Raw genomic sequence first — 26,924 nt, 5'->3', positions numbered from 1 at the left:
TGCCAGACGCGGAATCACTCCCACTCGATGGTTGCCGGCGGTTTGCCCGATACATCGTAAACCACGCGGTTCAGGCCGCGTACTTCGTTGATGATGCGGTTGGACACGCGGCCAAGCAGGCTGTATGGCAGCTCGGCCCAGTGGGCGGTCATGAAGTCGCTGGTAACCACGGCGCGCAGGGCGCATACGTAATCGTAGGTGCGGCCGTCGCCCATCACGCCTACCGATTTTACCGGCAGGAATACGGCAAATGCCTGGCTGGTGAGTTCATACCAGTTTTTGCCGGTTTTTTCGTCGATGGTGTTACGCAGCTCTTCGATGAAGATGGCGTCGGCGCGGCGCAGCAGGTCGGCGTATTCCATTTTCACTTCACCCAGAATGCGCACGCCCAGGCCCGGGCCCGGGAACGGGTGGCGGTACACCATATCGTGTGGCAGGCCCAGGGCCACGCCCAGCTGGCGTACTTCGTCCTTGAACAGGTCGCGCAGCGGCTCCAGCAGCTTCAGGTTCATGTCGTCCGGCAGGCCGCCCACGTTGTGGTGGCTCTTGATGGCGTGTGCCTTGCCGGTTTTGGCGCCGGCAGACTCGATCACGTCCGGGTAGATGGTACCTTGTGCCAGCCATTTGGCGTTGGTGAGCTTGCCGGATTCGCGCTGGAATACTTCGACGAATTCACCGCCGATGATTTTGCGCTTTTTCTCCGGGTCGGCTTCGCCGGCCAGCTTGCTCATGAACTGTTCGGTGGCATCAACGTGGATCACTTTCACGCCCAGGTTCTGCGCGAACATTTCCATCACCATCTTGCCTTCGTTCAGGCGCAGCAGGCCGTGGTCTACAAAGACGCAGGTCAGCTGCTCGCCGATGGCGCGGTGGATCAGTGCTGCTGCCACAGAGGAATCCACACCGCCGGACAGGCCGAGGATGACTTCTTCGTCGCCGACCTGGTCGCGGATTTTCTGTACCGCTTCTTCGATGTAGTTCGGCATGGTCCAGCTAGGTTTGGCGTTGGCGACATGCAGTACAAAGCGGTGCAGCATTTCGGTGCCGCGCTTGGTGTGGGTCACTTCCGGGTGGAACTGTACGGCGTAGAAACCGCGTGCCTCGTCGGCCATGGCGGCGATCGGGCAGGACGGGGTTTCGGCAATCACGTTAAAGCCGGCGGGCAGTGCGGTGACTTTGTCGCCGTGGCTCATCCACACGTCCAGGAAGCCGTTGCCGGCGTCGTCCACGTGGTCTTGCAGGCCTTCCAGCAGCTTGGAGTGGTGGCGGGCCTGGATCTGGGCGTAGCCGAACTCGCGCTTGTCACCAGCTTCCACTTTGCCGCCCAGGGACTGGGCCATGAACTGCATGCCGTAGCAGATGCCCAGTACGGGCACACCCAGCTCAAATACGGCCGGGTCGGCCTGGTAGTCGGACTCGTACACCGAGTTGGGGCCACCGGAGAGAATGATGGCTTTCGGGGCGAAGGCACGGATCTCGTCTATGGGCATGTCGAACGGGTGCAGCTCGCAGTAAACATGCGCTTCACGTACACGGCGCGCGATCAGCTGGGTGACCTGGGAGCCGAAATCGAGGATGAGGATTTTGTCCATGACTGTCCTTGAAGGTAAAAAACTGGCAGGTAGCCAGTAATGCTTGGAATACGTTTACTTTAGTCGTTACCGGCTATGTGGCGCTGGCGTCTTTCGGGGATGCGTTCGCTGCGGGCGATCAGCATCAACAAGCCCAGCAGGATCATGCCCAGTGACAGCATATGGCTCAGGCGTAGCTTGTCTTCGTCAAACAGGTAAACCGCGACGCCAGCGTACATCAGCATGGGGGCGGTAACGACAGTGGATTTGGTCAGGCCATCTACCACCAGCAAGACAACGCCGCTGGCGGCCAGCAGCAGGGCCAGCAGCGTGGTGGTGTCGGGCAGCAGGGCGCTGCTTTTCAGGAACCACAGCAGGCCCAGTACGATAAGGATAAGCGGCTGGAAAGCGCTGGACTTCATGTTTAGCCCTTGTTGCGGATCAGGCGCTGTTTTTCGCGCTGCCATTCGCGTTCTTTTTCGGTTTCACGCTTGTCGTGCTGCTTCTTGCCTTTGGCCAGGCCGATATCGGCCTTGATATTGCCTTTGCTGAAGTGCAGGTTCAGCGCCACCATGGTGTAGCCGGCGCGTTCCACCTTGCCGATCAGGCGGCTGATCTGCTCTTGTTTCAGTAGCAGTTTGCGGTCGCGCACCGGGTCGGGTTTGATGTGGGTAGAGGCGGATTGCAGCGGGGTGATGTGGCAGCCAAACAGGTAGAAAGCGCCGTTACGGTAAATGACGTAGCTTTCTTTCAGCTGTACGCGCCCGGCGCGAATCGCTTTGACCTCCCAGCCTTCCAGTACCAGACCGGCTTCGAGTTGTTCCTCGATAAAGTAGTCGTGGAAGGCCTTGCGGTTGTCGATAATGCTCATGGCTGCCAGATAAAGAGGTTTGCAGGGAATCGCACATTCTAGCAGATTCGGTGCTTTCGCCAAAGTGCCGAAAATTCAGGGGCTTGTCCTGGCGGCTTGCCCGCAGGGGCGGGCATTGTGTAACCTTCCACCTTTCTTTTGCCGGTTGAACCATGCAAGTCGTCGAAAAAAACGTGCTGGTGGCGCACACGCCCGAGCAGATGTTCCGTCTGGTGGACGAAGTCAGCCAGTACCCGCGCTTTTTGCCGTGGTGTGCCAAGGGCGAGGAGCACTCGCGTGAGGGTGATACCCTGGTGGCCAGCCTGCATATCGATTACCTGAGAGTGAAGCAGCATTTCACCACGCGTAACGTGAACCAGCCGCCCTCTACCATCCTGATGCAGCTGGTGGATGGGCCGTTCAAGTTTCTGGAAGGGCGCTGGCACTTTCACCCGCTGGGCGAGGTGGGGTGCAAGGTAGAGTTCCGCCTGAGCTACGAGTTTTCCAGCAAGCTGCTGGAAACCATTATCGGCCCGGTGTTTGGCCACATTTCCGGCACGCTGGTGGATGCGTTCATCAAGGAAGCCGACCGGGTATACGGTGATGACTGAGCGCATTGCAGTAGAGGTGGCCTACGCGCTGCCTGCGCGCCAGAAGATTGTGCGCCTGACGCTGGCTAGCGGTAGCACGGCGCTGCAGGCGGTGCAGGCTTCGGGGTTGGCCGCAGAGTTTGCCGACATCGATATGGCCAACCTCAAGCTGGGCATCTTCAGCAAGGCGGTGAAGCCGGATGCGCTGCTACGCGAAGGCGACAGGGTAGAGATCTACCGCCCGCTGCAGGCCGACCCGAAAGCGGTGCGCAGACAGCGTGCCGAAGCCGGCCTGGCCATGAAAAAAGGTGGCGACTAGCCCGCCAGCTGAGCGTGGCCAAAGGTTGGCCGCAGATAAAGCAAAACGGCGCCGCGGCGCCGTTTTGCTTGGGTAGGGCAGGCTCAGTTTTCGGCCGATAGCGTGCGGTTTTTGCCCGCCAGTTTGGCTTGGTACATGGCGCGGTCGGCACGCTCGATCACATCGCAATCCTGCTCGCCACGGTGCCACAGTGCTACGCCGGCACTGAAGGTCACCACCAGCTTGTCCTGGTTGGCCAGGAAGAAGTTCTTGGTCAGCTCGCGCTGCAGTCGCTGTACCAGCTCCACGGCTTCGTTTACCGGCGTGTCCGGCAGGATCACCACGAACTCTTCGCCGCCAAAGCGGCCAACAATATCGGACGTGCGCAGGCTGTGGTGCATCATGTCCACCAGGTACTTCAGCACGTCGTCACCGGTCAAGTGGCCGTAGCGGTCGTTCAGTTGCTTGAAGTTGTCCACGTCGATCAAGGCTACCGACAAGGGTTGGCCGCTGCGTTCGGCGCGGTGGATTTCGCGGTCGAAGTGTTCTTCCAGGCCGCGGCGGTTGAAGGCACCGGTGAGCTGGTCTTCCTTCACCTTGGCGCTGGCGGCTTCCAGCGCTTTTTCCAGCTCGCCGATGCGGCTCTGTGCCGACTGGACATCCTGCTTGGCAGCCAACAGTTCGCTGTGTGACTGCTTCAGGTTGTCTTGCATGCTGGCGGTGTCGGACAGCAGGTCTTGCAGGATGCCGGTAAGCTCGCTGGCGTTCTGCGAGCTCTTGATGCGGTCGCTATGGCTGCTGATGCGCTGATGGAAATCACCGGTGTGGTCGGTCATCAGCGACAGCTTGTCCAGGAAGGTATCCAGCAGGGCGCGCAGCGAGCTGGTGGCTTCGTCCAGCGAGTGGCGCAGATTACCCTGTTTGTGGATGACCTCTTTCAGGCTGGATTCCAGCTGGTAGATGTGCTGGATCGAGATATTGGGTTGCGACAGGATTTGCTGCAGGCTGGCGATCTGGCCAACCAGGTAGCTGTCGGAGCGGTTCAGCTCGGCCACATTTTGCAGCATCAGCTGCATCAGGCCGGACAGGCCGGATACCAGGCGCTTGTCGTCCTGCGAGATCAGCTCCAGGCGGATCAGGAAAGCACGCAAACGCGGGAAAAAGCTGCCGATTTCGTCGTCAGCAGTAATCTGTTGCAGTGCCAGCTGTACTTCGTCGAACAGCGGCATCATTTCCGGGTAGTGCACCAGGCGCGGCTCTATGCCGAACTTCAGCGCGTATTGCAGCACTTCCATCCAGGCGCGCCACTGCTTGCTGCTAATGGCGGTATGGCTGGCGGTTGCCGGGATTGGCTCGGCCGCAGTGGTGTCGGTGTCGCCCTCCAGGCCGGCGACTTCTATGCCGAGATTGTTGTTGCTGCCGGGCTGTAACCAGGTTTTGGTCAGGTTGACCAGCTTTTCGTTGAGCTCGTCAGGCGCATTGCCAAAGGTGGCAATCACCCGTTCCAGCGCCGACTGTTTGTAGCGCTGGCCCATATCGGGGGTGCGGGTTTCCCAGGCGCGGATCAGGTCCAGTACCAGTTGGCCCCAGCTCTGGGTCACTTCGCGGCTGCGCTGGTGCAGGGTGGACAAATCCATGACCAGCTGCGGGATGAGCTCCCACTTTTCGTCTTCGATGGCTTTGCGCAGCTTGGTGAGGGCGATCTTGTAGCTGGAGTCTGCAGACGGCAGGTTCTCAAAGGCTCTCAGTATCAGCTCCGCCAGCTTGTTCTTGCGGGTTTCCTGCGGCACTTGGGCAATTTCGCAGTAGACGCGTTCGAAGTTGTCCGGTGTGGGCAACAGCTTGCGCATGGTGAGCTGTTTGAGGGTTTCCCGTGCGGTATCGATGGGATTATGTGTCGTCATAGACCAGACCCTGTAGCCTTTGTAGCCTGCCATTTATATCGTTGTCGGTAGTGGCCTGAGGCGCGTCAATATTTGCTATTGCTGCGCGGGTGGTACGTTGGCCGTATCAAGAAGCTGGAAAAATACCTCACCTTTGCGGATCATGCCAAGCTCATTGCGTGCACGCTCCTCAATTGCGGCGGTTCCTTGCTTTAGATCACGCACTTCTGCATCCAGAGCAGCGTTGCGGCGCACCAGAACCTGGTTGGCCGCACGCTGTTCTTCTACCTGTTTATCAAGCTGCCAGACCCTGAGCCAGCTGCCCTTGCCCAGCCATAAGGGCCATTGCAAGGCAGAGAGCAAGATGATGAGCATCAGGGTCAGGCGGCGCATGATTATTTCTTCAGGTGGTAAAAGGCATTGCTACCCGGGTAGTAGGCGGCATCACCCAGCTCTTCTTCAATACGCAGCAGCTGGTTGTACTTGGCCATGCGGTCGGAACGGGACAGCGAACCGGTCTTGATCTGCATGCAGTTGGTGGCCACGGCCAGGTCGGCGATAGTGCTGTCTTCGGTTTCGCCGGAGCGGTGGCTCATCACGCTGGTATAGCGCGAACGCTTGGCCAGATCAACCGCTTTCAGTGTTTCGGACAGGGTACCGATCTGGTTTACTTTTACCAGCAGCGAGTTGGCCAGGCCGCCTTCGATGCCTTTGGCCAGAATGGACGGGTTGGTCACGAACAGGTCGTCACCTACCAGCTGGATGCGGTCGCCCAGGCGGTCGGTCAGTACTTTCCAGCCAGCCCAGTCGTGCTCGCTCATGCCATCTTCGATGGAAATGATCGGGTAGTTGTTGGCCAGGGTTTCCAGGTAGTCGGCGAACTGCTCGGAGCTCAGGGCCAGGCCTTCGGCGGTCAGGTGGTACTTGCCGTCTTTGTAGAACTCGCTGGAAGCGCAGTCCAGGGCCAGCATCACGTCCTGGCCGGCTACGTAACCGGCGGCGTCGATGGCTTCCAGAATCAGCTTGATGGCTTCTTCGTGGCTGGTCAGGTTAGGGGCAAAGCCGCCTTCGTCGCCCACGGTGGTGGCGTAACCTTTGCTGTCGCACAGCTTTTTCAGCGCATGGAAGATCTCGGCGCCACAGCGCAGGGCTTCGCGGAAAGTAGCGGAGCCTACCGGCACGATCATGAATTCCTGGATGTCCAGGGTGTTGTTGGCGTGCGCGCCACCGTTGATTACGTTCATCATCGGTACCGGCAGGGCCATCGGGCCGGCACCACCCAGGTAGCGGTACAGTGGCAGGCCGGCGTCTTCTGCGGCTGCGCGGGCTACTGCCATGGACACGGCCAGCATGGCGTTGGCGCCCAGGCGTGCTTTGGTTTCGGTGCCGTCCAGCTCGATCAGGGTCTTGTCGATGAAGGCTTGGTCAGAGGCATCCAGGCCGATGATGGCTTCGCAGATTTCGGTGTTGATGTTTTCAACCGCTTTCAGCACGCCCTTGCCCAGGTAGCGGCCTTTGTCGCCGTCACGCAGTTCCAGCGCTTCTTTCTCGCCGGTGGAGGCGCCGGACGGTACGGCAGCACGGCCCATCACGCCGGATTCCAGCAATACATCAGCTTCAACAGTGGGGTTACCGCGCGAGTCCAGGATTTCGCGGGCAATCACATCGATGATCGCACTCATGAGTGTTTCCTTCAGGGTGTCAAGGTTAGTCAAACCGGATACGGTGCGGCCAACCTTGGGGCAGGTTGGCCGTGGAGTCAACCTGTTACAGCGATTGTTCTGCGAAGGGCTGGCCCTTTACCAGGGCGTCAATCGCTTGCAGCGTGGCCAGCAGTTCTTTCATGCGGCCCAGTGGCCAGGCATTGGGGCCGTCGGACTTGGCGCAGGCCGGGTCAGGGTGGGTTTCCATGAACAGGCCGGCGACACCGGTGGCAATGGCGGCACGCGCCAGCACCGGGACAAATTCGCGCTGGCCGCCGGAGCTGGTGCCCTGGCCGCCGGGCAGCTGTACCGAGTGGGTGGCGTCAAACACCACCGGGCAGCCGGTTTCGCGCATGATGGCCAGGCTACGCATGTCGGACACCAGATTGTTGTAGCCGAACGACGCACCACGTTCGCACGCCATGAAATTGTCGGCGTTCAGGCCGGCTTCCAGTGCGGCTTCACGGGCTTTGTCGATCACGTGCTTCATGTCGCCCGGCGCCATGAACTGGCCTTTCTTGATGTTCACCGGCTTGCCGCAGACGGCCACGGCGCGGATGAAGTCGGTCTGGCGGGCCAGAAAAGCGGGTGTTTGCAGCACGTCTACCACGGCAGCGACGTGTGGCACTTGTTCTTCGGTATGCACGTCGGTCAGGATGGGCACGCCGATCTGGCTGCGTACATTGTCCAGAATGCGCAGGCCTTCTTCCATGCCAAAGCCGCGAAAGGATTTGCCGGACGAGCGGTTGGCTTTGTCAAAGCTGGATTTGTAGATGAAGTTGATGCCCAGCGCGCTGGTGATTTCCTTCAGCTGGCCAGCCGTATCCAGGGCCAGCTGTTCGCTTTCGATCACGCAGGGGCCAGCAATCAGGAACAGCGGCTGGTCGAGACCTGCTTCAAAACCGGCGAGTTTCATGGTGTGTCCTTTCAAGGCAAGGTTGGCCGCAAGTCCTGCAGGGGTCTGCATGAGCTGCGGCCAACCGTTAACAGGCTGAGTAAGGCAAAACGCTTATCAAGCCTTGGCTTTGTCCTGCTGATGAGCCAGTGCTGCCTTCACGTAGGCAATGAACAGCGGGTGGCCATCACGCGGGGTAGAGGTGAACTCCGGGTGGAACTGGCAGGCGAAGAACCAGCGGTGGTTGGCCAGCTCGATGGTTTCTACCAGTTTCTCGTGACCGGCGGACACGCCGCTGATGGTCAGGCCGGCTTCCGACAGGCGCTGTACGTAGTGGTTGTTCACTTCGTAGCGGTGACGGTGGCGCTCGGTGATCTCGGTATTACCGTAAACGCGCGCTGCCAGCGAACCGGCGGTCAGGTCGCACTGCTGGCTGCCCAGGCGCATGGTGCCGCCCATATTGGAGTTTTCGTCGCGTTTTTCGATCTTGCCGTCGTGGTTCACCCACTCGTCGATCAGCGCCACCACCGGGTAGTCGGTTTCCAGGTCGAACTCGGTGGAGTTGGCGCCCTGCATGCCGGCTACGTCACGTGCGTACTCGATCAGCGCGATCTGCATGCCCAGGCAGATACCCAGGTAAGGGATATTGTTTTCACGGGCAAACTTCACGGCCTTGATCTTGCCTTCCACGCCGCGCTTGCCGAAGCCGCCCGGTACCAGGATGGCATCCATGTCTTTCAGCGATTCGGCGCCATCGCGCTCGATCTCTTCGGAGTCGACATAGATGATGTTGACGTTGGTGCGGGTGTGCACGCCGGCGTGCTTCAGCGCTTCGGACAGCGATTTGTACGACTCGGTCAGGTCGACATACTTGCCAACCATGGCGATGTTGACAGCGTGGTCCGGGTTCTCGATGGCGTCGATGATGCCTTTCCATACCGACAGGTTGGCCGCTGGCAGGTCCAGCTGCAGCTGCTCGGCGATGATGTCGTCGATACCCTGTGCGTGCAGCATGGCTGGCACTTTGTAGATGGAGTCTGCATCGTAGCAGCCGATAACGGCGTTTTCTTCCACATTGCAGAACAGGGCGATCTTGCGCTTTTCGTCTTCCGGCAGCTCGCGGTCCATACGGCACAGCAGGATGTCCGGCTGGATGCCGATTTCGCGCATCTCTTTTACCGAGTGCTGGGTCGGCTTGGTCTTGATCTCGCCAGCGGTAGCAATGTACGGCACGTAGGACAGGTGCACGAACAGGGTGTTCTTGCGGCCCAGGTTGGAGCGCATCTGGCGGATGGCTTCAAGGAACGGCAGCGATTCGATATCGCCCACGGTACCGCCGATTTCCACGATGGCGACGTCAACGTCACCAGCGCCTTCACGCACTTTCAGCTTGATCTCGTCGGTAATGTGCGGGATCACCTGCACGGTGCCACCCAGGTAGTCGCCACGGCGCTCCTTGGTGATCACGGATTCGTAGATCTGGCCAGTGGTGAAGTTATTGCTTTTCTTCATCTTGGCGTGGATGAAGCGCTCGTAATGGCCAAGGTCGAGGTCGGTCTCGGCGCCGTCTTCGGTGACGAAAACCTCACCGTGCTGGAAGGGGCTCATGGTGCCCGGATCGACGTTGATGTACGGATCCAGCTTCAGCATGGTGACTTTGAGCCCGCGGGACTCAAGAATGGCGGCGATGGACGCGGCGGCGATGCCCTTGCCTAAGGAGGACACCACGCCACCGGTAACGAAGATGTACTTGGTCATGGGATTACGGCTCTATGAGAATCCGGGATTTTAACCGAAAGCGGCCTTTTTTTGAATGGGGCAAGGCGCCTTCATCGCAATCTATTCGACTGTCGTGCCGGTTTCCATGCGAAGCACAGGGTGGTTTGCGGCGGGCAGGCTTGGCGGCAGTATAGATCGTGCGCACGCTAGCGCCAGCAGTGCTGATGCCGGCGGTGCTGGGCCAATCCTGCCGGGGTGGTTGGTGCAGGGCTGCACTGGGTAAGTCTTTGCTTGTTTTGCCTTTTTGCCTGCGCGCTTATCCGCGGTGCGGTGTATCTTGCTTGCAGTTTTTTGCTGCGTGAATGCCCGCAATGCGGTATCATCCGCTTTACTTTGGGTTGGGGTTCTGGCAACAGCTTACCGCTGCAGCATGTAATTGCCGTGGCGGGTGCTTGTATCCGGGCCTCTTAATATGGTATAAGTCTTTCTTTTACCGGCTTTTGGGAGTGATTAACCATGGCGCGTGTTTGCAAAGTCACCGGCAAGCGTCCGATGACCGGGAACAATGTGTCCCACGCCAATAACAAAACTAAGCGTCGTTTTCTGCCGAACCTGCAGTATCGCAAGTTCTGGGTAGAGAGCGAAAACCGTTGGGTACGTCTGCGTATCTCCAACGCTGCTCTGCGTACTATTGACAAGGTAGGCATTGATGCAGTTCTGGCCGACCTGCGTGCTCGCGGCGAACTGTAATTAACTCGACCGAAGCTTAAGGATTAGCCATGCGCGACAAGATCAAACTGGAATCGACTGCAGGTACTGGTCATTTCTACACCACCACCAAGAACAAGCGCACCATGCCGGAAAAAATGGAGATCAAAAAGTTTGATCCCGTTGCCCGCAAGCATGTTCTGTACAAAGAAACCAAACTGAAATAATTTGGCTTCTTTACGGTGGCGCTCCTTCGGGAGGGCACCTGTTGATAACAAACCCCCGGCCCAGGCTGGGGGTTTGTTTTTGTATGGACCCAGCCATTTGCCTATTACCCTGAACGGGTAGCGTGATGGTGCTGACCGGGCAGCTGGCATTTATACTGTCGGGCTGGATAAGGAGAGAATGGCATGCATTGGTTGCGGATGACGGTCTTGTTGGCTGCGGGTGGGGTGTTGTCAGGTTGTGCTGTCGTGTCGGTGGCGGGGGCGGCCGTATCGGTGGCCTCGACAGCGGTATCGGTAGGAGCCACCGTGGTGGGTACAGCGGTGGATGTGACGGCGGCTGGCGTGAAGGCGGTGGCCAATGCCGGTAGTGGCGCACCCGAGCCTGCGGCTTGCCCCGCCGGTATGGTGTGCACCCCGGCGCCTTGAGAAGCGGCTTCGTGTCATGAAAAAAGCCTGGCGTATGCCAGGCTTTTTTCATGGTGGTGTTACTGGCCGCGCATGAACAGGGCGTCCAGGTCGCGCATACCCAGGCGGCTCCAGGTCGGGCGGCCGTGGTTGCATTGGCCGGAGCGCTCGGTGGCCTCCATGTCGCGTAGCAGGGCGTTCATTTCCGGCAAGGTTAGCTGGCGGTTGGCGCGTACCGCGCCGTGGCAGGCCATGGTAGCCAGCAGCTCGTTGCGGCGCTCGGTCATGACCTGCGTCAGGCCGTGCTCGCGCACATCTTTCAGGACAGCGCGTGCCAATTCCACCGCGTTACCTTCCTTTAGCCATACCGGCATGCCGCGCACGGCAATCTGGGTGGGCGAGAGAACCGCCAACTCGACACCGAGGCGTTTCATGTCGTCGGCGTTTTCTTCTACAGTGGCGACCTCGAAGCGATCGGCAGCAAACGATACCGGCAGCAGCAGCGGCTGCATGGGGATGGCGTCGGCTTCCAGTGCCGTTTTCAGCCGCTCGTACACAATGCGCTCATGCGCGGCGTGCATGTCCACCACGATCAGCCCGTCTTCGCACTGGCTCAGGATATACACGCCGTGCAGCTGCGCCAGCGCAAAACCCAGCGGCGGTATGCCTTCGCTGGCGGTAGGTAGCGCCAGGGGCGGGTTGGCCGCATTAACGGCAGGGATGAAAGAGGCGGGTACCTGCCGTTCTTCGTCGCGCAGGCCGGCAAACTGCTTGTCGTATACGCCGATGGCTTCGCGCGCCACATGCAGCGGTATGCTTTGCTGCTCGTAGCGGTAGGTTTGCGGTAGTGGTGTGCGGCCAACGTTGGCCGCAGGGCGTGCTGGCAGCAGGCTGGCTTGCTGTGGGGTGTGGGGCGGTGGTGCGAAACCGGCCGGGGGGGCGGCCGTGGCACCAGGCTCGCCCACCGGCTGCTCTTGCAGCTGTACCGCCGGGCTGGCGCCAGCGGTGGTGCCGGCCAGTGCGCGGTGCACGCTGTGGAACAGGAACTGGTGGATGGCCTGGCTTTCGCGAAAGCGCACCTCGATCTTGGTGGGGTGTACGTTCACGTCGACGCCGGCCGGATCCAGCGTGAAAAACAGTGCGTAGGCCGGGTGGCGCTCGTGGTGCAATACGTCGCGGTAGGCTTGGCGCAGCGCGTGCTGGGCGGTTTTGTCACGCACAAAGCGGCCGTTGACAAAGAAATACTGCGCGTCGCGGCTGGCTTTCGAATAAGTGGGGCTGGCGACAAAGCCGGTCAGGCCCAGGCCGGCGGCCTGGGTGTCCAGCGGCAGTGCCGCCTCGACAAAGTCCTTGCCCAGTAGGGCGCCGACGCGTTCGGCCACGGTTTGCTGTGGCAAGCGCCATACCACCTTGCCGTTATGGCGCAGGGTGAATTCTACCTGCGGGTGCGCCAGCGCGATGCGCTCGAAGGTGGCGGCGCAGTGGGCGTACTCGGTGTTGTCACTCTTCAGGAATTTGCGCCGCGCCGGGGTGTTGAAGTACAGGTCTACTACTTCGACGCTGGTGCCGGCCGGGTGCGCGGCCGGTTCTACCGGGTGCAGGGTGCCATCGATGGCAATAATCTGGTGTGCATGCTCGGCGTCGTGCGGCCGGCTGGTAAGGGTCAGGCGCGATACCGAGGCCACGCTGGCCAGCCCCTCGCCGCGAAAGCCCAGGGTGGACACGCTTTCCAGGTCATCCAGGCTGGCGATCTTGCTGGTGGCGTGGCGATCCAGCGCCAGCGGCAGGTCGTCGGCGGCAATGCCGTTGCCGTTGTCGGTGACGCGAATCAGCTTGATACCGCCCTGCGCCAGGTCCACGGTGATCTTGCTGGCAGCGGCGTCCAGGCTGTTTTCCAGCATTTCTTTCAGGGCCGACGCCGGGCGCTCGACCACTTCGCCTGCGGCAATCTGGTTAACCAGGTGGTCGGGCAGTTTCTGGATGCGTTTCATGCTTTGGCCATCTTGCTGCGGATGACGGCGATGACGGTGGGGGCCAGTGACACGGCAATGATGGCCACCATTAGCAGCGACAGGTTGTGGCGCACCACCGGCAGGTTGCCGAAGGCGTAGCCCAGTGTGCAGAAACCGCCTACCCATAACACGGTGCCTGCCACGCTGGACAGCAAGAAGCGGGTGTAGCGCATGTGGCCCATGCCGGCGATGAACGGGGCAAAGGTGCGCACGATGGGGGCGAAGCGCGCCAGGATGATGGTTTTGCCGCCGTGCTTGGCGTAGAACGCCTCGGTCATGGTGAGGTATTCGCGACGGAAGATGCGCGACTGCGGGTTGGCAAACAGTTTGTTGCCTAGCGTGCGGCCAACCAGGTAATTGGTAGAGTCGCCCAGAATGGCTGCGGCCCCTAGCGTGGCCATCACCAGCGCCAGATCCAGCTGTCCACCTGCCGCCAGTGCGCCAGCCATGAACAGCAGCGAGTCGCCCGGCAGGAAGGGGGTAACCACCAGGCCGGTTTCGCAGAACACGATCAGGAACAGGATGCCGTAGATTAGCGTGCCGTAGCGTGCGATCAGCTCGGCCAGGTGTACGTCGATGTGCAGGATGAAGTCGATCAGGAAGGTAATCAGTTCCATGGTCTTGCTTTGCAGTGGCTGGCAGGGCAGGGCTGAGGCAACCCGGCTTTGCAAGACACCGCAACAAGGTTGGCCGCAAGGTGCGGCCAACCTTTATTGCGTTGTGCGGTGCGGTCTTACACCACCGCTTCTTCTTTCGGTTTGACCACTTTCACCATGTGCTCGCGCGTGGTACCCAGCGCCAGTGCCAGCGGGCTGGCCACCAGTACCGACGAGTAGATACCGAACACGATGCCGATAGTCAGCGCCATGGCAAAGCCGTGCAGTGCCGGGCCGCCGAATAGCAGCATGGATAGCACCATGGTTTCGGTGGAGCCGTGGGTAATGAAGGTGCGGCTCATGGTGGCGGTAATGGCGTTGTCGATCACCTCGGCGGTGCTCTTGCCACGCATGGCCGGGCGGCGGAAGTTTTCGCGGATACGGTCAAACACCACCACCGACTCGTTCACCGAGTAACCCAGTACTGCCAGCACGCCGGCCAGCACGGTCAGGCTGAACTCCCACTGGAACAGTGCAAAGCACCCCAGGATGATGACCACATCGTGCATGTTGGCAATGATGGCTGACAGCGCCAGGCGCCATTCAAAGCGGATGGCCAGGTAAATCACGATACCCACGCACACCAGCAGGATGGCGGTCAGGCCGCTGCTGACCAGCTCTTCACCGACGCTGGGGCCGACAAACTCCACCTTGCGCAGCTGCACGCTGGCGTCGCCGGCTTTCAGCAGGCCCATCACCTGCTCGGACAGTTTGGCCGAGCTCACCCCCGCCTTGCTGGGCAGGCGGATCAGCACGTCACGACTGGTGCCCAGGCTCTGTACCTGCACCTCGCCGACCTTTAGCGCTTCCACGCGGTGGCGGATATCGCCCAGGTTGGCCGCTTGCTGGTACTGCACTTCCATCACGGTACCGCCGGTGAACTCCACCGACAGGTTCAGGCCCTTGGTAAACAGGAACACCACCGCCAGGATGAAGGTCACCAGCGAAATGGTGGTGGTGAGCTTGCCGTAGCTCATGAACGGGATATCCCGTTTGATGCGGAAAAACTCCATCTCTCAGATCCTTATTTGTTTTCCGGCTTCCAAACCTGGCCAATCGACACGGAGGTCAGACGGCGGCGGCGGCCATACCACAGGTTAACCACGGCGCGCGATACCAGTACCGCAGAGAACATGGAAGTCATGATGCCCAGGCAGTGCACCACGGCAAAGCCGCGTACCGGGCCGGAGCCGAAGATCAGCAGCGCCAGGCCGGCAATCAGCGTGGTCACGTTCGAATCCAGAATGGTGGCCCAGGCGTGGCCGTAACCGGCCTGGATGGCCGACTGTGGCGGTACGCCGTTGCGCAGTTCTTCACGGATACGCTCGTTGATCAGCACGTTGGCGTCGATGGCCATGCCCAGTGTCAGCGCGATCGCGGCGATACCCGGCAGGGTCAGTGTGGCCTGCAGCATGGACAGCAGCGCTACCAGCATGAACAGGTTGGCCGCCAGCGAAATCACCGAGATCACACCGAATACACCGTAGTAGATCGCCATGAACACGGCGATGGCTGCGAAGCCCCACAGCGTGGAGTGGAAGCCCTTCTCGATGTTCTCCTTGCCCAGGCTCGGGCCGATGGTGCGTTCTTCGATGATGTTCATCGGCGCCGCCAGCGAGCCGGCGCGCAGCAGCAGGGCTACGTCGTTGGCTTCGGCCGGGTTCATGCTGCCGGAAATCTGTACGCGGCCACCGCCGATTTCACTGCGGATCACCGGGGCGGTGACTACTTCGCTGCGGTTTTTCTCTACCAGCACCATGGCCATGCGTTTGCCGATGTTTTCGGCGGTCAGCGTACGGAAGATTTCGGCGCCGGTGCTGTCCAGGCCGATGTCTACCGACGCGCCACCGTTCTGGTCGAAACCAGGCTGGGCGGAGTTGATATTGTCGCCGGTCAGCTCCACGTCTTTTTTCAGCAGGATCTTGCTGGTGCCGCGCGAGGTGGCTTCGTCCAGCAGCTCGTAACCGGCTGGTGTGTTGCCGGCCAGTGCTTCGGCTACCTTGCCCTGGTCGTCTTCCACCATGCGTACTTGCAGCGTGGCGGTACGGCCCAGGATGTCCTTGGCCTTGGCGGTGTCCTGTACGCCCGGCAGCTGCACCACAATACGGCTAGGGCCGGCTTGCTGGATCACCGGCTCGGCCACGCCCAGCTCGTTGACGCGGTTATGCAGGGTGGTGATGTTCTGCTTCACGGCATCGCTCTGGATGCGGGTGATTTCTTCCGGTTTCAGGGTCAGCGTCAGGCGGAAGTTGGCGTCGTTACTGGTGAACGTGACCGAAGGCAGGGTGCGTGCCAGCTTGTCGGCGGCGGCTTTGAGCGTTTCGGCGTCGCGCAGCTGCACTTCCAGTGTGGTATCACCCAGGCGTTTGATGGCGCCATAGCGGATTTTGGCAGCCTTCAGCTCGCGGCGTACGTCGCCGGCGTAGCGTTCCATGGTTTTTTCCACGGCGGCTTTCATGTCCACTTCTAGCAGGAAGTGCACGCCACCGCGCAAGTCCAGGCCCAGGAACATCGGGTTGGCGTGCAGGCGGGTCAGCCATTCGGGCGAGGCGGGCAGCAGGTTCAGGGCGATGATGTAGGTGTCACCCAGCGCTTGCTGGATGGCATCGCGTGCCTTGATTTGGGTGTCCGGGTCCTTGAAGCGTACTTTCAGGCTGGTGCCATCCAGAAAGATACCCAGCGGGGCAATGCCTTGCTGCTTCAGGGTGGTTTCGATGCGGGCCATCAGCGCGGTGTCTACCGGGGTGGACTGGCGCGTGCTGGAAATCTGGACCGCTGGCGTTTCGCCAAAGAAATTGGGCAGGGTGTAGATCGTGGCGGTGATCAGCACCAGCGCAATCAGTAGGTATTTCCAGATCGGGAAGCGGTTCATGGAAGGCTTGACAGGAAAAGGGCCGCCAGGGCGGCCCGGGGGTTACAGGGACTTGATCGTGCCTTTTTCCAGCTTGGCACCGACGGCACCGCGCTGAACGTTGATTTCCACGCCGTTGGCGATTTCCACGGTCAGGTACTGGTCACCGCATTTGGTCACGCGGCCGATAATGCCACCCTGGGTTACGACTTCGTCGCCTTTTAATATCTCGGACAGCATCTTCTGGTGTTCTTTCATTTTCTTTTGCTGCGGGCGCACCAGCAGGAACCAGAACAGGATGAAGATCACGATCATCGGCAGGAACTGCATGATGTCAAACGCTGCGCTGCCGGTGTTGGCGAAAGCCTGGGGGATAAACATTCGGGTCTCCCTATTTTATCGAGTTGCTAGTGGGTTGATGATTTTGGCAAGTGGGGCATTGTAGCCACGGGCGGGCTACTTTCCAACCGTGCTAAAGGTTGGCCGCAAACAGCGTATGACTGCGGCCAACCCGGTCAGTTCTCTAGCCTAGTTCACGCCGCGTGCACGGCGTTCGTGGAAGCTGGCTTTCCAGTCCTCGAAACGGTCGGCGTCGATGGCGTCGCGCATCTCCTGCATCAGCACCTGGTAGTAATGCAGGTTGTGGATGGTATTAAGGCGTGCGCCCAGGATTTCGCCGGTGCGGTGCAGGTGGTGCAGGTAGGCACGGCTGAAGTGGCGGCAGGCGTAGCATTCGCATTGCTCGTCCAGCGGCTTTTTGTCGTCCTTGTAACGCGCATTCTTGATCTTGATATCGCCCCATTGGGTAAAGATCCAGCCATTGCGCGCATTGCGGGTCGGCATGACGCAGTCGAACATGTCGATACCGTTGGCCACGCCATGTACCAGGTCTTCCGGTGTGCCCACGCCCATCAGGTAGTGCGGCTTCTCGGCCGGCAGCATGTCTTTCAGCTCGGTCAGCATGCGGTACATTTCCGGCTTGGGCTCGCCTACCGACAGGCCGCCAATGGCGATGCCGTCAAAGCCGATATTCATCAGCCCTTCCAGCGATTCCTGGCGCAGGTCGCGGTACAGGTTGCCTTGCACGATGCCGAACAGCGCGTTCGGGTTTTTCAGGTCATCGAAGGCGCGGCGTGAACGCTCGGCCCAGCGCAGGCTCATGCGCATGGATTTGGCAGCGGTAGCGTGGTCTACCTGGCCTGGCGTGCATTCGTCGAAAATCATCACGATGTCCGAATTCAGCACCTTCTGGATTTCCATCGACTTTTCCGGCGACAGGAACAGCTTGTCGCCGTTGACCGGGCTCTGGAAGGTAACGCCTTCTTCGGTGATCTTGTTCAGCGCACCCAGGCTGAATACCTGGAAGCCGCCGGAGTCGGTCAGAATGGGTTTGTCCCAGCCAATGAACTCGTGCAGGCCGCCAAATTTTTCAATGATGTCCAGGCCCGGGCGCAGCCACAGGTGGAAGGTGTTGCCCAGAATGATCTGGGCTTTGATGTCCAGCAGCTCGTGCGGGCTCATGGCCTTCACCGAGCCGTAGGTGCCCACGGGCTGGAATACCGGCGTTTCTACCGTACCGTGGTTCAGTTCCAGCGTTCCGCGGCGTGCGCCGCCCGAGGTCTTGTGCAGGGTAAACTTCAGCATGTGCTTGATATCATTCATCTGAATCTGAAAATTAGCCCGCCAGTATACACCCCGCTGGCAGCGATTGCCCGCTGTTTGCTTGCCAGCCCGGCCTTTAGCCGCTAATATCTTTATTCCTGACAACAGGCACGTAGCTCAGTTGGTTAGAGCACCACCTTGACATGGTGGGGGTCGTTGGTTCGAATCCGATCGTGCCTACCAGAATTTCTGTATTGGAGTATTGCCATGTTCAAACGAACTACCACCACCCGTACCTCGAGATAATTCCGAGCCAGTACGGGGGCCTTTTACACGGTAAAGGGATACTCCATGCAAACGAAAAAGTGCGGCTCGAGCCGCACTTTTTTTTTGGTTTTCGTCTGTCCACCTTCTGATTAAGCTGGAGTTGCTATGCCTGACATTCGCCTGCCCGACGGTTCCATCCGTTCCTTCGACCAGCCGGTAACGGTGCACGAAGTGGCTGCGTCCATCGGTACCGGTCTTGCGCGTGCGGCGCTGGCTGGTCGCGTGGACGGCCAACTGGTTGATACCTCCTACCGTATTGCGGCCAACGCTGACCTGGCCATCATTACCGAGAAAGACGCGGACGGCCTGTCCATCATCCGCCACTCTACCGCCCACTTGCTGGCCTACGCGGTGAAAGAGCTGTTCCCGGAAGCGCAGGTCACCATCGGCCCGGAAATCGAAAACGGCTTCTACTACGATTTCGCCTACAAGCGCCCGTTTACCCCGGAAGACCTGGTGGCCATCGAGAAAAAGATGCAGGAGCTGGCCAAGAAAGACATTCCGGTAGAGCGCTACGAGCTGTCGCGTGACGAGGCGGTGGCCTACTTCAAGGGTATCGGCGAGGCTTACAAGGCCGAGATCATTGCGTCCATTCCGGCTGACCAGGTGCTGAGCCTATACCGCGAAGGCGAGTTCACCGACCTGTGCCGCGGCCCGCACGTGCCGTCCACCGGCAAGCTGAAAGTATTCAAGCTGATGAAGGTGGCCGGTGCCTACTGGCGTGGCGATAGCAATAACGAAATGCTGCAGCGTATCTACGGTACCGCCTGGACCAAGAAAGAAGACCTGGAACAGTACCTGCACATGCTGGAAGAGGCCGAGAAGCGCGACCACCGCAAGCTGGGCAAGCAGCTGGACCTGTTCCATCTGCAGGACGAGGCGCCAGGCATGGTGTTCTGGCACCCCAAAGGCTGGGCGCTGTGGCAGAGCATCGAGCAATACATGCGTAAAACCTTGGCCGCCGCCGGCTATCAGGAAATCCGCACCCCGATGGTGATGGACCGCGTGATGTGGGAAAAATCCGGTCACTGGGAAAACTACCGCGAAGGCATGTTCACCACCGAGTCGGAAAAGCGCGACTACGCCGTGAAGCCGATGAACTGCCCGGGCCACGTACAGGTGTTCAACAGCGGCCTGCGTTCTTACCGCGACCTGCCGATGCGTCTGGCCGAATTTGGCGCCTGCCACCGTAACGAGCCGTCCGGCGCGCTGCACGGCATCATGCGCGTACGCGGCTTTGTGCAGGACGATGCGCACATCTTCTGTACCGAAGACCAGATCATCAGCGAAGCCAAGGCGTTCAACGAGCTGACCATGTCGGTGTACCAGCGCTTCGGTTTTGACAAGGTGTCGGTGAAGCTGTCGCTGCGTCCGGAAAAATACGCCGGCGACCTGGAAACCTGGAACCGTGCCGAAGAAGGCCTGCGCGAAGCACTGCGCGCCTGCGGTATCGAGTGGGAAGAGCTGCCAGGCGAAGGCGCGTTCTACGGCCCGAAAATCGAGTATCACATCAAGGACGCGCTGGGTCGCTCCTGGCAGTGTGGTACCCTGCAGCTCGATTATGTGCTGCCAGAGCGCCTGGACGCCGAATACGTGTCCGACGACAACAGCCGCAAACGCCCGGTGATGCTGCACCGCGCAGTGCTGGGCTCGCTGGAGCGCTTTATCGGCATCCTGATCGAAAACCACGCGGGCGCTTTCCCGCTGTGGCTGGCGCCGGTGCAGATGGTGGTGATGAATATCACCGGCTCGCAGGCCGAATACGCCACGCATGTTGCCGCAACATTGCGTAAACATGGCTATCGCGTTGATCTTGACTTGAGAAACGAAAAGATCGGCTATAAAATCCGCGAGCACAGCTTGCAAAAGCTTCCGTATCAGATCGTTATCGGCGATAAAGAAATGGAAGGCGGGCTGGTTGCCGTGCGCGCCCGGGGCGAAGACCTGGGCCAGATGCCAATCGACGCGTTCATCCAGCATCTTGATGCTGCCATGGCGCAGGCTTAACGCACGGATACGATGAATTTCTTTAGGAGTAATTGCTATAGCTCAGGAACGTGAACCACGGATCAACGGTGAAATTACCGGCCGTGAAATCCGCTTGGTAGGTGAAGAAGGCGAACAACTCGGTATCGTGACCGTGCGTGAAGCACTGGCGATGGCCGAAGAGCGCGAAGTTGATCTGGTCGAGATTTCCCCGACAGCCCAGCCGCCTGTGTGCAAACTGATGGACTACGGTAAGTTCAAATACCAGCAGTCCAAAAAGAAGCACGAAGCCAAGCTGAAGCAGAAACAGATCCAGGTTAAGGAAATCAAGTTCCGCCCTGGTACGGACGATGGCGACTACAACGTCAAGCTGCGTAGCCTGATCCGCTTCCTGACTGAAGGCGACAAGGCCAAGATCACGCTGCGTTTCCGCGGTCGTGAAATGGCTCACCAGGATATCGGCCTGGCACTGCTCAAGCGTGTCGAGGCGGATCTGGCAGAAGTAGGGACTGTCGAGCAGTTCCCGAAACTGGAAGGTCGCCAGATGGTAATGATGATTGCCCCGAAAAAGAAATAATCGGTTATAATCATCGACTTCAACACGGCAGGTTCGCCTGCCGTGTTGATTTTGTAAGCCGGAAACAGCTTGCAACAAAAGCGTGACGCAGTGGTTTCAAGTGCCGGTGGCCACCCTGTGTCTAATCTAATGAAATTCAGCAGGAGATTTCCATGCCGAAGATGAAAACCAAATCGAGCGCGAAAAAGCGTCTCAAAGTGCTGGGCAATGGTGGCGTTAAGCGCTCCATGGCTTTCAAACGTCACATCCTGACCAAGAAAACCACCAAGAGCAAACGTCAACTGCGTGGTACCACCATGGTTCACGCTACCAACATGGCTTCTGTACGCGCCATGATGCCTTACGCTTAAGGAGACCTGAAGAATGCCACGCGTAAAACGCGGTGTAACCGCACGTGCTCGTCACAAGAAAATCCTCGCCCTGGCGAAAGGCTATCGCGGCCGTCGCAAGAACGTCTATCGCATCGCCAAACAGGCGGTGATGAAAGCCGGTCAATATGCATACCGCGACCGTCGTCAGAAAAAGCGTCAGTTCCGTCAACTGTGGATTGCCCGTATCAACGCAGCTGCTCGTGAAAACGGCCTGCCATACAGCAAATTCATGAACGGCCTGAAAAAAGCGCTGATCGAAATCGACCGTAAGGTTCTGGCCGATCTGGCCGTGTTCGATAAGCCGGCATTTGCGCTGATCGTTGAAAAAGCGAAAGCCGCCCTCGCTTAATCGCAGGACACTAAAAAGGGAGGCTGATGCCTCCCTTTTTTTTCGGTTTACTTTCCATGAAGAATGCTGATTCGAGCGGCTGCGCTCCGGTCAGTTTTCTTACGCATACTGGTGCGACCCATGAGCAATGTTGACGTGATTCTCAAGGAAGGTCTGGCAGCACTCGATGCTGTTACCGATCTCGTTGAACTGGAACAGGTCAAGGCCCGCTTTCTAGGTAAAAGTGGCGCGCTGACCGAGCTTCTGAAACAGCTGGGCAAACTGTCGCCCGACGAGCGCAAGACCGCCGGTGCGACGATCAATGCCGCCAAACAGGCTTTCGAGACCCGCCATAACGACGTGCGTGACGGTTTTAACGCCGCCAAGCTGGCAGCACAGTTGGCCGCAGAGTCGCTGGATGTCACCCTGCCTGGCCGTGGCGCCACACCGGCAGGCCTGCACCCGGTCACCCTCACGCTGGAACGCATTACCGGCTTGTTCGCCAGCATGGGCTTTGAAGTGGCCGATGGCCCGGAAATCGAAACCGATTTCCACAACTTCCAGGCGCTGAACATCCCGGAAAACCACCCCGCCCGCGCCATGCAGGACACCTTCTACGTGGAAGGTGGCGACGTGCTGCGTACGCATACCAGCCCGATCCAGGTGCGCTACATGCTGGACCACCAGCCGCCTATCAAGATCGTGGCGCCCGGCCGTGTGTACCGCGTGGACTCCGATGCCACCCACTCGCCGATGTTCCACCAGATGGAAGGCCTGTGGATCGACCAAAATGTGAGCTTTGCCGACCTGAAAGCCACCATCACCGAATTCCTGCGCCGCTTCTTCGAGCGTGACGACATGCAGGTGCGCTTCCGTCCTTCGTTCTTCCCGTTTACCGAAACCTCGGCCGAGATCGACGTGCTGGACGAGCAAGGCCGCTGGCTGGAGGTGGGTGGTAGCGGCATGGTGCACCCGAATGTGCTGCGCAATGTCGGCATCGACCCGGAAAAATACACCGGTTTTGCCTTCGGTATCGGCCTGGACCGTTTCGCCATGCTGCGGTATGGCGTGAACGACCTGCGTTTGTTCTTCGAGAACGATCTGACGTTCCTGAAACAATTCAACTGATCGCGACGGAGAGACCACATGCAATTTTCCGAACAATGGCTGCGCAGCCGCGTTAACCCGTCGCTGAGCACCGAAGAGCTGTCCTACCTGCTGACCATGGCAGGCCTGGAAGTAGAAGACGTTGTTGCCGCTGCCCCGGCCTTTACCGGCGTGGTGGTGGGCGAAGTCAAAGAATGTGAAAAGCACGAAAACGCCGACCGCCTGCGCGTGACCAAGGTCGACGTGGGCACCGGCGAGCTGGTGCAAATCGTGTGCGGTGCACCGAACGTGGCGGTGGGCGTCAAGGTGCCGTGCGCCTTGCCAGGCGCCATCCTGCCGGGCGATTTCAAGATCAAGCCCACCAAGATGCGTGGCGTCGAGTCCGGCGGCATGCTGTGCTCCGGCAAAGAGCTGGGTGTACCGGAAGACGTCGACGGCCTGATGCTGCTGCCGGCTGACGCGCCGGTAGGCCAGAACATCCGTGACTACCTGGGCCTGGACGACAGCCTGTTTACGCTGAAGATCACGCCGAACCGCGCCGATTGCCTGTCTATCCGCGGCATCGCCCGTGAAGTGGCCGCGCTGACCGGTAGCCCGCTGGCGGCCTGGGGTATCGCCGCCGTGGCGCCGCAAACCGACAGCAAGCTGGCCGTCGCTATTGCCGACAACGCACCGTGCGGCCGCTACGTTGGCCGCGTGGTAAAAAACGTCAACGCCGCCGCGCCGACGCCAGACTGGATGAAGCGCCGTCTGGAGCGTTCCGGCCTGCGTTCCATTTCCGCCATCGTCGACATCACCAACTACATCCTGCTGGAGCAGGGCCAGCCGATGCACGCTTTCGATCTGGGCAAGATCAACGGTGGCATCACCGTGCGCATGGCTGTCGCAGGCGAGAAGCTGGTGTGCCTGAACGAAAAAGAAGTGGCGCTGACACCTGACCTGATGGTGATTGCCGACGACCAGCAGCCGCTGGCCATCGCCGGCATCATGGGCGGCCTGGACAGCGGTGTGACCACCGCCAGCCGCGACATCTTCCTGGAAAGCGCCTTCTTCCAGCCTGAAGCCATCGCTGGCAAGGCGCGCGCACTGGGCTTCGGCTCCGACTCCAGCTATCGCTACGAGCGCGGTGTGGATTTTGCCCTGCAGACTGAAGCCATCGAGCGCGCTACCGCGCTGGTGCTGGAAATCTGCGGCGGCGAAGCCGGCCCGCTGACCGAAACCGTGGGCACCCTGCCGCAACGTAGCAGCGTCACGGTACGCACCGCCCGCGTTGCCCGTGTACTGGGCGTGGCGCTGGCTGCCGAGCAGATCGCTGCCATCTTTACCCGCCTGGGCCTGGCTTTCGAGCAAAACGACGCAGGTTTTGTGGTGAGCGCGCCGAGCTTCCGCTTTGATATCGAGATCGAAGAAGACCTGATCGAAGAAATCGCCCGCGTGTACGGCTACGACAATATTCCGGCCGATGCACCGGTAGCGGCACAAACCATGCTGCCGCAGCCGGAAGGCCTGCGCGTGCGTAGCGAAGTGCGCCGTCTGCTGGCTGGCCGCGATTTCCAGGAAATCGTTAGCTACGCCTTTGTGGAAGAAAAATGGGAGCGCGACTTTGCCGGTAACGCCAACCCGGTACGCCTGATCAATCCGATCGCCAGCCAGATGAGCGTGATGCGCTCCAGCCTGATTGGTGGCCTGGTGGATACCCTTGCGGCCAACCTGAACCGCAAACACAGCCGTGTGCGCGTATTCGAGATTGCCCGTGTGTTCCACAAACAGGCCGACGGCAGCGTACAGCAGCCCGAAGTGGTCGCCGGTCTGGCGCACGGCGGCCGTGTGGACGAGCAGTGGGCCAGCAAGGCTGAGCGTGTCGATTTCTATGACATCAAGGCCGATGTGGAAGCCCTGCTGTACCCGCGCGTGGCGGAGTACCGCAAGGCCGCGCATCCGGCATTCCACCCGGGCCGCTGCGCCGAGGTGCTGCTGAATGGTGCCGTGGTCGGCGTGCTGGGCGAGCTGCACCCGCAGTGGGTACAGGCTTATGGCCTGACCAACGCCCCGGTATTGTTCGAGCTGGCAGTCGAAGCTGTCGAGCAGGTTGGCCGCGTGCAGCTGGCCCCGGTCAGCAAGTTCCAGCCGGTACGCCGCGACCTGGCGCTGGTGGTAGCGGAAGACGTGAACGCTGCCGCCATCCAGCTGGCCATGAAAGCCGCCGCCAGTGCCTTCGTGCGCGAGCTGGCGCTGTTCGACGTGTACCGCGGCAAGGGCGTGGACGAGGGCAAGAAGAGCCTGGCGTTCCGCATTGTGCTGCAAGCTGCCGACCGCACCTTGGTGGATGACGAAGTCGAGCAGGCTGTGGCTGCGATGCTGGCGGCCGCCCAGGCTGCCGGTGCTGTGCTGCGCGCCTGATGTATCTCTGTAGGCCACCCGCAGGGCGGGTGGCGTTTTATCCGATGTTGTAGTGAGGAATTGTCATGACTTTGACCAAAGCCGAGTTGGCCGATCTGCTGTTTGACAAGGTGGGCCTGAACAAGCGCGAAGCCAAGGACATGGTGGAGTCTTTTTTTGAAGAGATCCGCGCCACCCTGGAAACCGGTACCAGCGTAAAGTTGTCCGGTTTCGGTAATTTCCAGCTGCGCGACAAGCCGCAGCGCCCCGGCCGTAACCCGAAAACCGGGGAAGAGATTCCCATCACTGCCCGACGCGTGGTAACTTTCCATGCAAGTCAGAAACTCAAGGGAATGGTTGAACAACATCATGCCGACAAACAAGGCTGAGCTGCCGGCGATTCCGGCCAAGCGCTATTTCACGATCGGTGAAGTCAGCGAGCTGACAGGCGTCAAGCAACACGTACTGCGCTACTGGGAGCAGGAGTTTTCCGAGCTGCGTAACGTGAAGCGCCGTGGTAACCGCCGCTATTACCAGCATGGCGAAGTGCTGCTGGTGCGCAAGATCCGCGATCTGCTGTACGACGATGGTTTTACCCTGCAGGGCGCGCGCCAGCGCTTGCAGGGCGGCAGTGCCGAGCAGGCGCCGCTGACAGCCCAGCAAGTACGCACCGAGCTGCAGTCGATTGTAGACTGGCTGGATATTTCGCTTGGCAAAGAGTGAGAATGACTCTATAATTTTTACCTCTTTAGTCGGGGCGTAGCGCAGCCTGGTAGCGCACCTGCATGGGGTGCAGGGGGTCGGAAGTTCGAATCTTCTCGCCCCGACCAAAGAACCAATTCAGCAAAAAAGCCATCCGCACCGCGGGTGGCTTTTTTGTTTTCTAGCTGGCCTGCAGGCCAGCGGGCAGCCCGTGCCGGTAAGCGGCCATTTCGCTATGTAGCCAGTGGCGGAAGTCGGCCTGCTTCTGGCTGAGCTGCGGGTGTTGTGGCCAGACCAGCCACAGTGCCGAGGGGTGGGGCACGGTGATCGGGCTGAGCTGGCACAGCCGGCCATCTGCCAGGTAGCGTGCCACCAGGCTGTGCCGCATCAGCGCCAGCCCTTCTCCTTGTAATACGGCCGCCAGTAGCAGGTTGCTGTCGTTGATCCAGAGTGTACCTGCTGGTGGCTCGTTGACGTGTGCTTGCTGGCACCAGCTGTGCCAAGACTCTACGGTATGCACGATGGGGCTGCTGACGATTTCTTCGGCGCTGGCTGGCAGCTGACCGTGGCGGAAGTGCGGTGCAGCTACCACGACTAGATGTTCCTGCAGCAGTTGTTCCTGTTGCAGGCCTTGCCAGCCACCGCGCCCCATGCGGATACCCATATCAATCTGGCCGTAAGCCAGCGGCTGGATATCCAGGCTGGCATGCAGCGTGAGGCGGTATTGCGGGTAGCGTTGCCGGAAGCCGGGCAGGCGCGGCAGCAGCCACTGCTGGGCGAACGAGGGCAGTACGGCCAGTACCAGTTCTTGCTGTGGCGTTTGTTGTTGCAGCTGGCGGGTGGCATCGGCCAGCTCGGCCAGTGTGACTCTTACTTTCAGCGCATAAGTACGCCCGGCCTCGCTCAGCTGCAGCTTGCGGCCAACTTTGCTGAATAGTGGCGCGGCCAGCTGGCTTTCCAGCAGTTTCAGCTGCTGGCTCACGGCAGAGTGGGTAATGCACAGCTCGGTGGCGGCACGGCTGACACTGCCCAGGCGTGCCACGGCTTCGAAGCTGCGTAGGGTAGAAAGTGGTGGAAGGGTATTCATGTAAGTAATGCTAACGCAAATGGCCAGTAATGATCGATTTTCAGCATGAATACGCTCCTTTAGACTGGTCTGATGTTGTTTTGATTAGCC

28 protein-coding genes and 2 tRNA genes are annotated in these 26,924 nt (G+C 60.0%); 15 read left to right on the top strand and 15 right to left on the bottom strand.

The annotated features are described in order from the left end of the window. Positions 1-14 precede the first annotated feature (14 nt). Genes guaA through smpB form a run of 3 tightly spaced genes read right to left on the bottom strand, consistent with a single transcriptional unit; the run spans position 15 to position 2,442 of the window. A complete protein-coding gene (gene guaA / locus PQU95_RS08780) occupies positions 15-1,592 on the bottom strand; it encodes a glutamine-hydrolyzing GMP synthase (protein WP_272751638.1) in 1,578 nt (525 codons plus the stop codon). 59 nt (positions 1,593-1,651) lie between these two features. After that, positions 1,652-1,993: a hypothetical protein gene (locus tag PQU95_RS08775; protein ID WP_272751637.1), complete on the bottom strand. Its 342-nt coding sequence runs from the start codon at positions 1,991-1,993 to the stop codon at positions 1,652-1,654. 2 nt (positions 1,994-1,995) lie between these two features. Continuing rightward, entirely contained in the window at positions 1,996-2,442 is a 447-nt protein-coding gene (gene smpB / locus PQU95_RS08770; protein ID WP_017506985.1) for an SsrA-binding protein SmpB, read from the bottom strand. Positions 2,443-2,594: 152 nt separating this feature from the next. On the opposite strand from smpB, the gene PQU95_RS08765 reads away from it, so the two are divergent. Next, a complete protein-coding gene (locus tag PQU95_RS08765) occupies positions 2,595-3,032 on the top strand; it encodes a type II toxin-antitoxin system RatA family toxin (RefSeq protein WP_147684317.1) in 438 nt (145 codons plus the stop codon). Further along, positions 3,025-3,330, top strand: coding sequence for an RnfH family protein (locus tag PQU95_RS08760; protein WP_272751636.1), 306 nt, complete (start codon positions 3,025-3,027; stop codon positions 3,328-3,330). The genes PQU95_RS08765 and PQU95_RS08760 overlap by 8 nt, the downstream gene beginning before the upstream one ends. 83 nt (positions 3,331-3,413) lie before the next feature. On the opposite strand, the gene PQU95_RS08755 is transcribed toward PQU95_RS08760, so the two are convergent. The 5 genes from PQU95_RS08755 to pyrG form a co-directional block, all read right to left on the bottom strand. After that, complete coding sequence (locus PQU95_RS08755) at positions 3,414-5,213, bottom strand: GGDEF domain-containing protein (RefSeq protein WP_272751635.1); 1,800 nt, start codon at positions 5,211-5,213, stop codon at positions 3,414-3,416. Between the two features lie 75 nt (positions 5,214-5,288). Then, positions 5,289-5,585, bottom strand: a complete 297-nt coding sequence (gene ftsB / locus PQU95_RS08750; RefSeq protein ID WP_272751634.1) for a cell division protein FtsB — start codon at positions 5,583-5,585, stop codon at positions 5,289-5,291. Between the two features lie 2 nt (positions 5,586-5,587). Then, positions 5,588-6,874 (bottom strand): phosphopyruvate hydratase, encoded by a 1,287-nt coding sequence (gene eno, locus PQU95_RS08745; protein WP_227304940.1) that lies wholly within the window; start codon positions 6,872-6,874, stop codon positions 5,588-5,590. A gap of 85 nt (positions 6,875-6,959) precedes the next feature. Beyond that, positions 6,960-7,811: a 3-deoxy-8-phosphooctulonate synthase gene (kdsA, locus tag PQU95_RS08740; RefSeq protein WP_017506991.1), complete on the bottom strand. Its 852-nt coding sequence runs from the start codon at positions 7,809-7,811 to the stop codon at positions 6,960-6,962. Between the two features lie 96 nt (positions 7,812-7,907). Continuing rightward, the gene (gene pyrG / locus PQU95_RS08735) at positions 7,908-9,548 is read right to left on the bottom strand and encodes a CTP synthase (RefSeq protein ID WP_017506992.1); all 1,641 of its coding nucleotides are present in this window, start codon (positions 9,546-9,548) and stop codon (positions 7,908-7,910) included. Positions 9,549-10,025: 477 nt separating this feature from the next. Between pyrG and rpmB the strand changes: the two genes are divergently transcribed. From rpmB to PQU95_RS08720, 3 genes are all read left to right on the top strand, one after another. After that, positions 10,026-10,259, top strand: coding sequence for a 50S ribosomal protein L28 (gene rpmB / locus PQU95_RS08730; RefSeq protein WP_026107616.1), 234 nt, complete (start codon positions 10,026-10,028; stop codon positions 10,257-10,259). Positions 10,260-10,288: 29 nt separating this feature from the next. Next, complete coding sequence (gene rpmG / locus PQU95_RS08725) at positions 10,289-10,444, top strand: 50S ribosomal protein L33 (RefSeq protein WP_017506994.1); 156 nt, start codon at positions 10,289-10,291, stop codon at positions 10,442-10,444. 183 nt (positions 10,445-10,627) lie between these two features. Next, positions 10,628-10,870: a hypothetical protein gene (locus tag PQU95_RS08720; RefSeq protein WP_272751630.1), complete on the top strand. Its 243-nt coding sequence runs from the start codon at positions 10,628-10,630 to the stop codon at positions 10,868-10,870. A 59-nt stretch (positions 10,871-10,929) separates the two neighbouring features. On the opposite strand, the gene mutL is transcribed toward PQU95_RS08720, so the two are convergent. The 6 genes from mutL to tgt all read right to left on the bottom strand — a co-directional run bounded on the left by mutL (position 10,930) and on the right by tgt (position 18,012). Then, the gene (mutL, locus tag PQU95_RS08715) at positions 10,930-12,840 is read right to left on the bottom strand and encodes a DNA mismatch repair endonuclease MutL (RefSeq protein WP_272751629.1); all 1,911 of its coding nucleotides are present in this window, start codon (positions 12,838-12,840) and stop codon (positions 10,930-10,932) included. Further along, the gene (locus tag PQU95_RS08710) at positions 12,837-13,472 is read right to left on the bottom strand and encodes a DedA family protein (protein ID WP_272751691.1); all 636 of its coding nucleotides are present in this window, start codon (positions 13,470-13,472) and stop codon (positions 12,837-12,839) included. The genes mutL and PQU95_RS08710 overlap by 4 nt, the downstream gene beginning before the upstream one ends. 122 nt (positions 13,473-13,594) lie before the next feature. Continuing rightward, positions 13,595-14,530 (bottom strand): protein translocase subunit SecF, encoded by a 936-nt coding sequence (gene secF / locus PQU95_RS08705; RefSeq protein WP_017506998.1) that lies wholly within the window; start codon positions 14,528-14,530, stop codon positions 13,595-13,597. 11 nt (positions 14,531-14,541) lie between these two features. Beyond that, positions 14,542-16,389 carry a protein translocase subunit SecD gene (gene secD / locus PQU95_RS08700; RefSeq protein WP_272751628.1) on the bottom strand — a complete coding sequence of 616 codons (1,848 nt, stop codon included), beginning with the start codon at positions 16,387-16,389 and terminating at the stop codon, positions 14,542-14,544. 42 nt (positions 16,390-16,431) lie between these two features. Next, on the bottom strand, positions 16,432-16,749 hold the full coding sequence (gene yajC / locus PQU95_RS08695) for a preprotein translocase subunit YajC (protein ID WP_272751627.1): 318 nt from the start codon (positions 16,747-16,749) through the stop codon (positions 16,432-16,434). Positions 16,750-16,896: 147 nt separating this feature from the next. After that, positions 16,897-18,012 carry a tRNA guanosine(34) transglycosylase Tgt gene (gene tgt / locus PQU95_RS08690; RefSeq protein WP_227304926.1) on the bottom strand — a complete coding sequence of 372 codons (1,116 nt, stop codon included), beginning with the start codon at positions 18,010-18,012 and terminating at the stop codon, positions 16,897-16,899. A 124-nt stretch (positions 18,013-18,136) separates the two neighbouring features. On the opposite strand from tgt, the gene PQU95_RS08685 reads away from it, so the two are divergent. From PQU95_RS08685 to PQU95_RS08640, 10 genes are all read left to right on the top strand, one after another. Further along, positions 18,137-18,213, top strand: a tRNA-Val gene (locus PQU95_RS08685). A 189-nt stretch (positions 18,214-18,402) separates the two neighbouring features. Next, positions 18,403-20,304: a threonine--tRNA ligase gene (thrS, locus tag PQU95_RS08680; RefSeq protein WP_272751626.1), complete on the top strand. Its 1,902-nt coding sequence runs from the start codon at positions 18,403-18,405 to the stop codon at positions 20,302-20,304. 16 nt (positions 20,305-20,320) lie between these two features. Next, positions 20,321-20,860, top strand: a complete 540-nt coding sequence (infC, locus tag PQU95_RS08675) for a translation initiation factor IF-3 (protein ID WP_441374857.1) — start codon at positions 20,321-20,323, stop codon at positions 20,858-20,860. Positions 20,861-21,012: 152 nt separating this feature from the next. Further along, positions 21,013-21,210 (top strand): 50S ribosomal protein L35, encoded by a 198-nt coding sequence (gene rpmI, locus PQU95_RS08670; protein WP_017507004.1) that lies wholly within the window; start codon positions 21,013-21,015, stop codon positions 21,208-21,210. A gap of 13 nt (positions 21,211-21,223) precedes the next feature. Further along, the gene (gene rplT / locus PQU95_RS08665) at positions 21,224-21,580 is read left to right on the top strand and encodes a 50S ribosomal protein L20 (RefSeq protein WP_017507005.1); all 357 of its coding nucleotides are present in this window, start codon (positions 21,224-21,226) and stop codon (positions 21,578-21,580) included. A gap of 120 nt (positions 21,581-21,700) precedes the next feature. Continuing rightward, positions 21,701-22,687: a phenylalanine--tRNA ligase subunit alpha gene (pheS, locus tag PQU95_RS08660; protein WP_272751625.1), complete on the top strand. Its 987-nt coding sequence runs from the start codon at positions 21,701-21,703 to the stop codon at positions 22,685-22,687. Between the two features lie 18 nt (positions 22,688-22,705). Then, complete coding sequence (gene pheT, locus PQU95_RS08655; RefSeq protein ID WP_272751624.1) at positions 22,706-25,066, top strand: phenylalanine--tRNA ligase subunit beta; 2,361 nt, start codon at positions 22,706-22,708, stop codon at positions 25,064-25,066. Between the two features lie 65 nt (positions 25,067-25,131). Next, positions 25,132-25,434, top strand: coding sequence for an integration host factor subunit alpha (locus PQU95_RS08650; RefSeq protein WP_017507008.1), 303 nt, complete (start codon positions 25,132-25,134; stop codon positions 25,432-25,434). Further along, positions 25,415-25,768 carry a MerR family transcriptional regulator gene (locus PQU95_RS08645; protein ID WP_017507009.1) on the top strand — a complete coding sequence of 118 codons (354 nt, stop codon included), beginning with the start codon at positions 25,415-25,417 and terminating at the stop codon, positions 25,766-25,768. The genes PQU95_RS08650 and PQU95_RS08645 overlap by 20 nt, the downstream gene beginning before the upstream one ends. Before the next feature lie 30 nt (positions 25,769-25,798). Next, positions 25,799-25,875, top strand: a tRNA-Pro gene (locus tag PQU95_RS08640). A gap of 53 nt (positions 25,876-25,928) precedes the next feature. Here PQU95_RS08640 and PQU95_RS08635 read toward each other — a convergent pair. Further along, complete coding sequence (locus tag PQU95_RS08635; protein WP_272751623.1) at positions 25,929-26,834, bottom strand: LysR substrate-binding domain-containing protein; 906 nt, start codon at positions 26,832-26,834, stop codon at positions 25,929-25,931. Between the last annotated feature and the right edge of the window lie 90 nt (positions 26,835-26,924).

It is taken from the genome of Vogesella aquatica, assembly GCF_028548455.1.
In the GTDB taxonomy this organism is placed as follows: Bacteria; Pseudomonadota; Gammaproteobacteria; order Burkholderiales; family Chromobacteriaceae; genus Vogesella; species Vogesella aquatica.
Note: the sequence above shows the minus strand (reverse complement) of the source record. Positions and strands in the feature narration are given on the sequence as shown.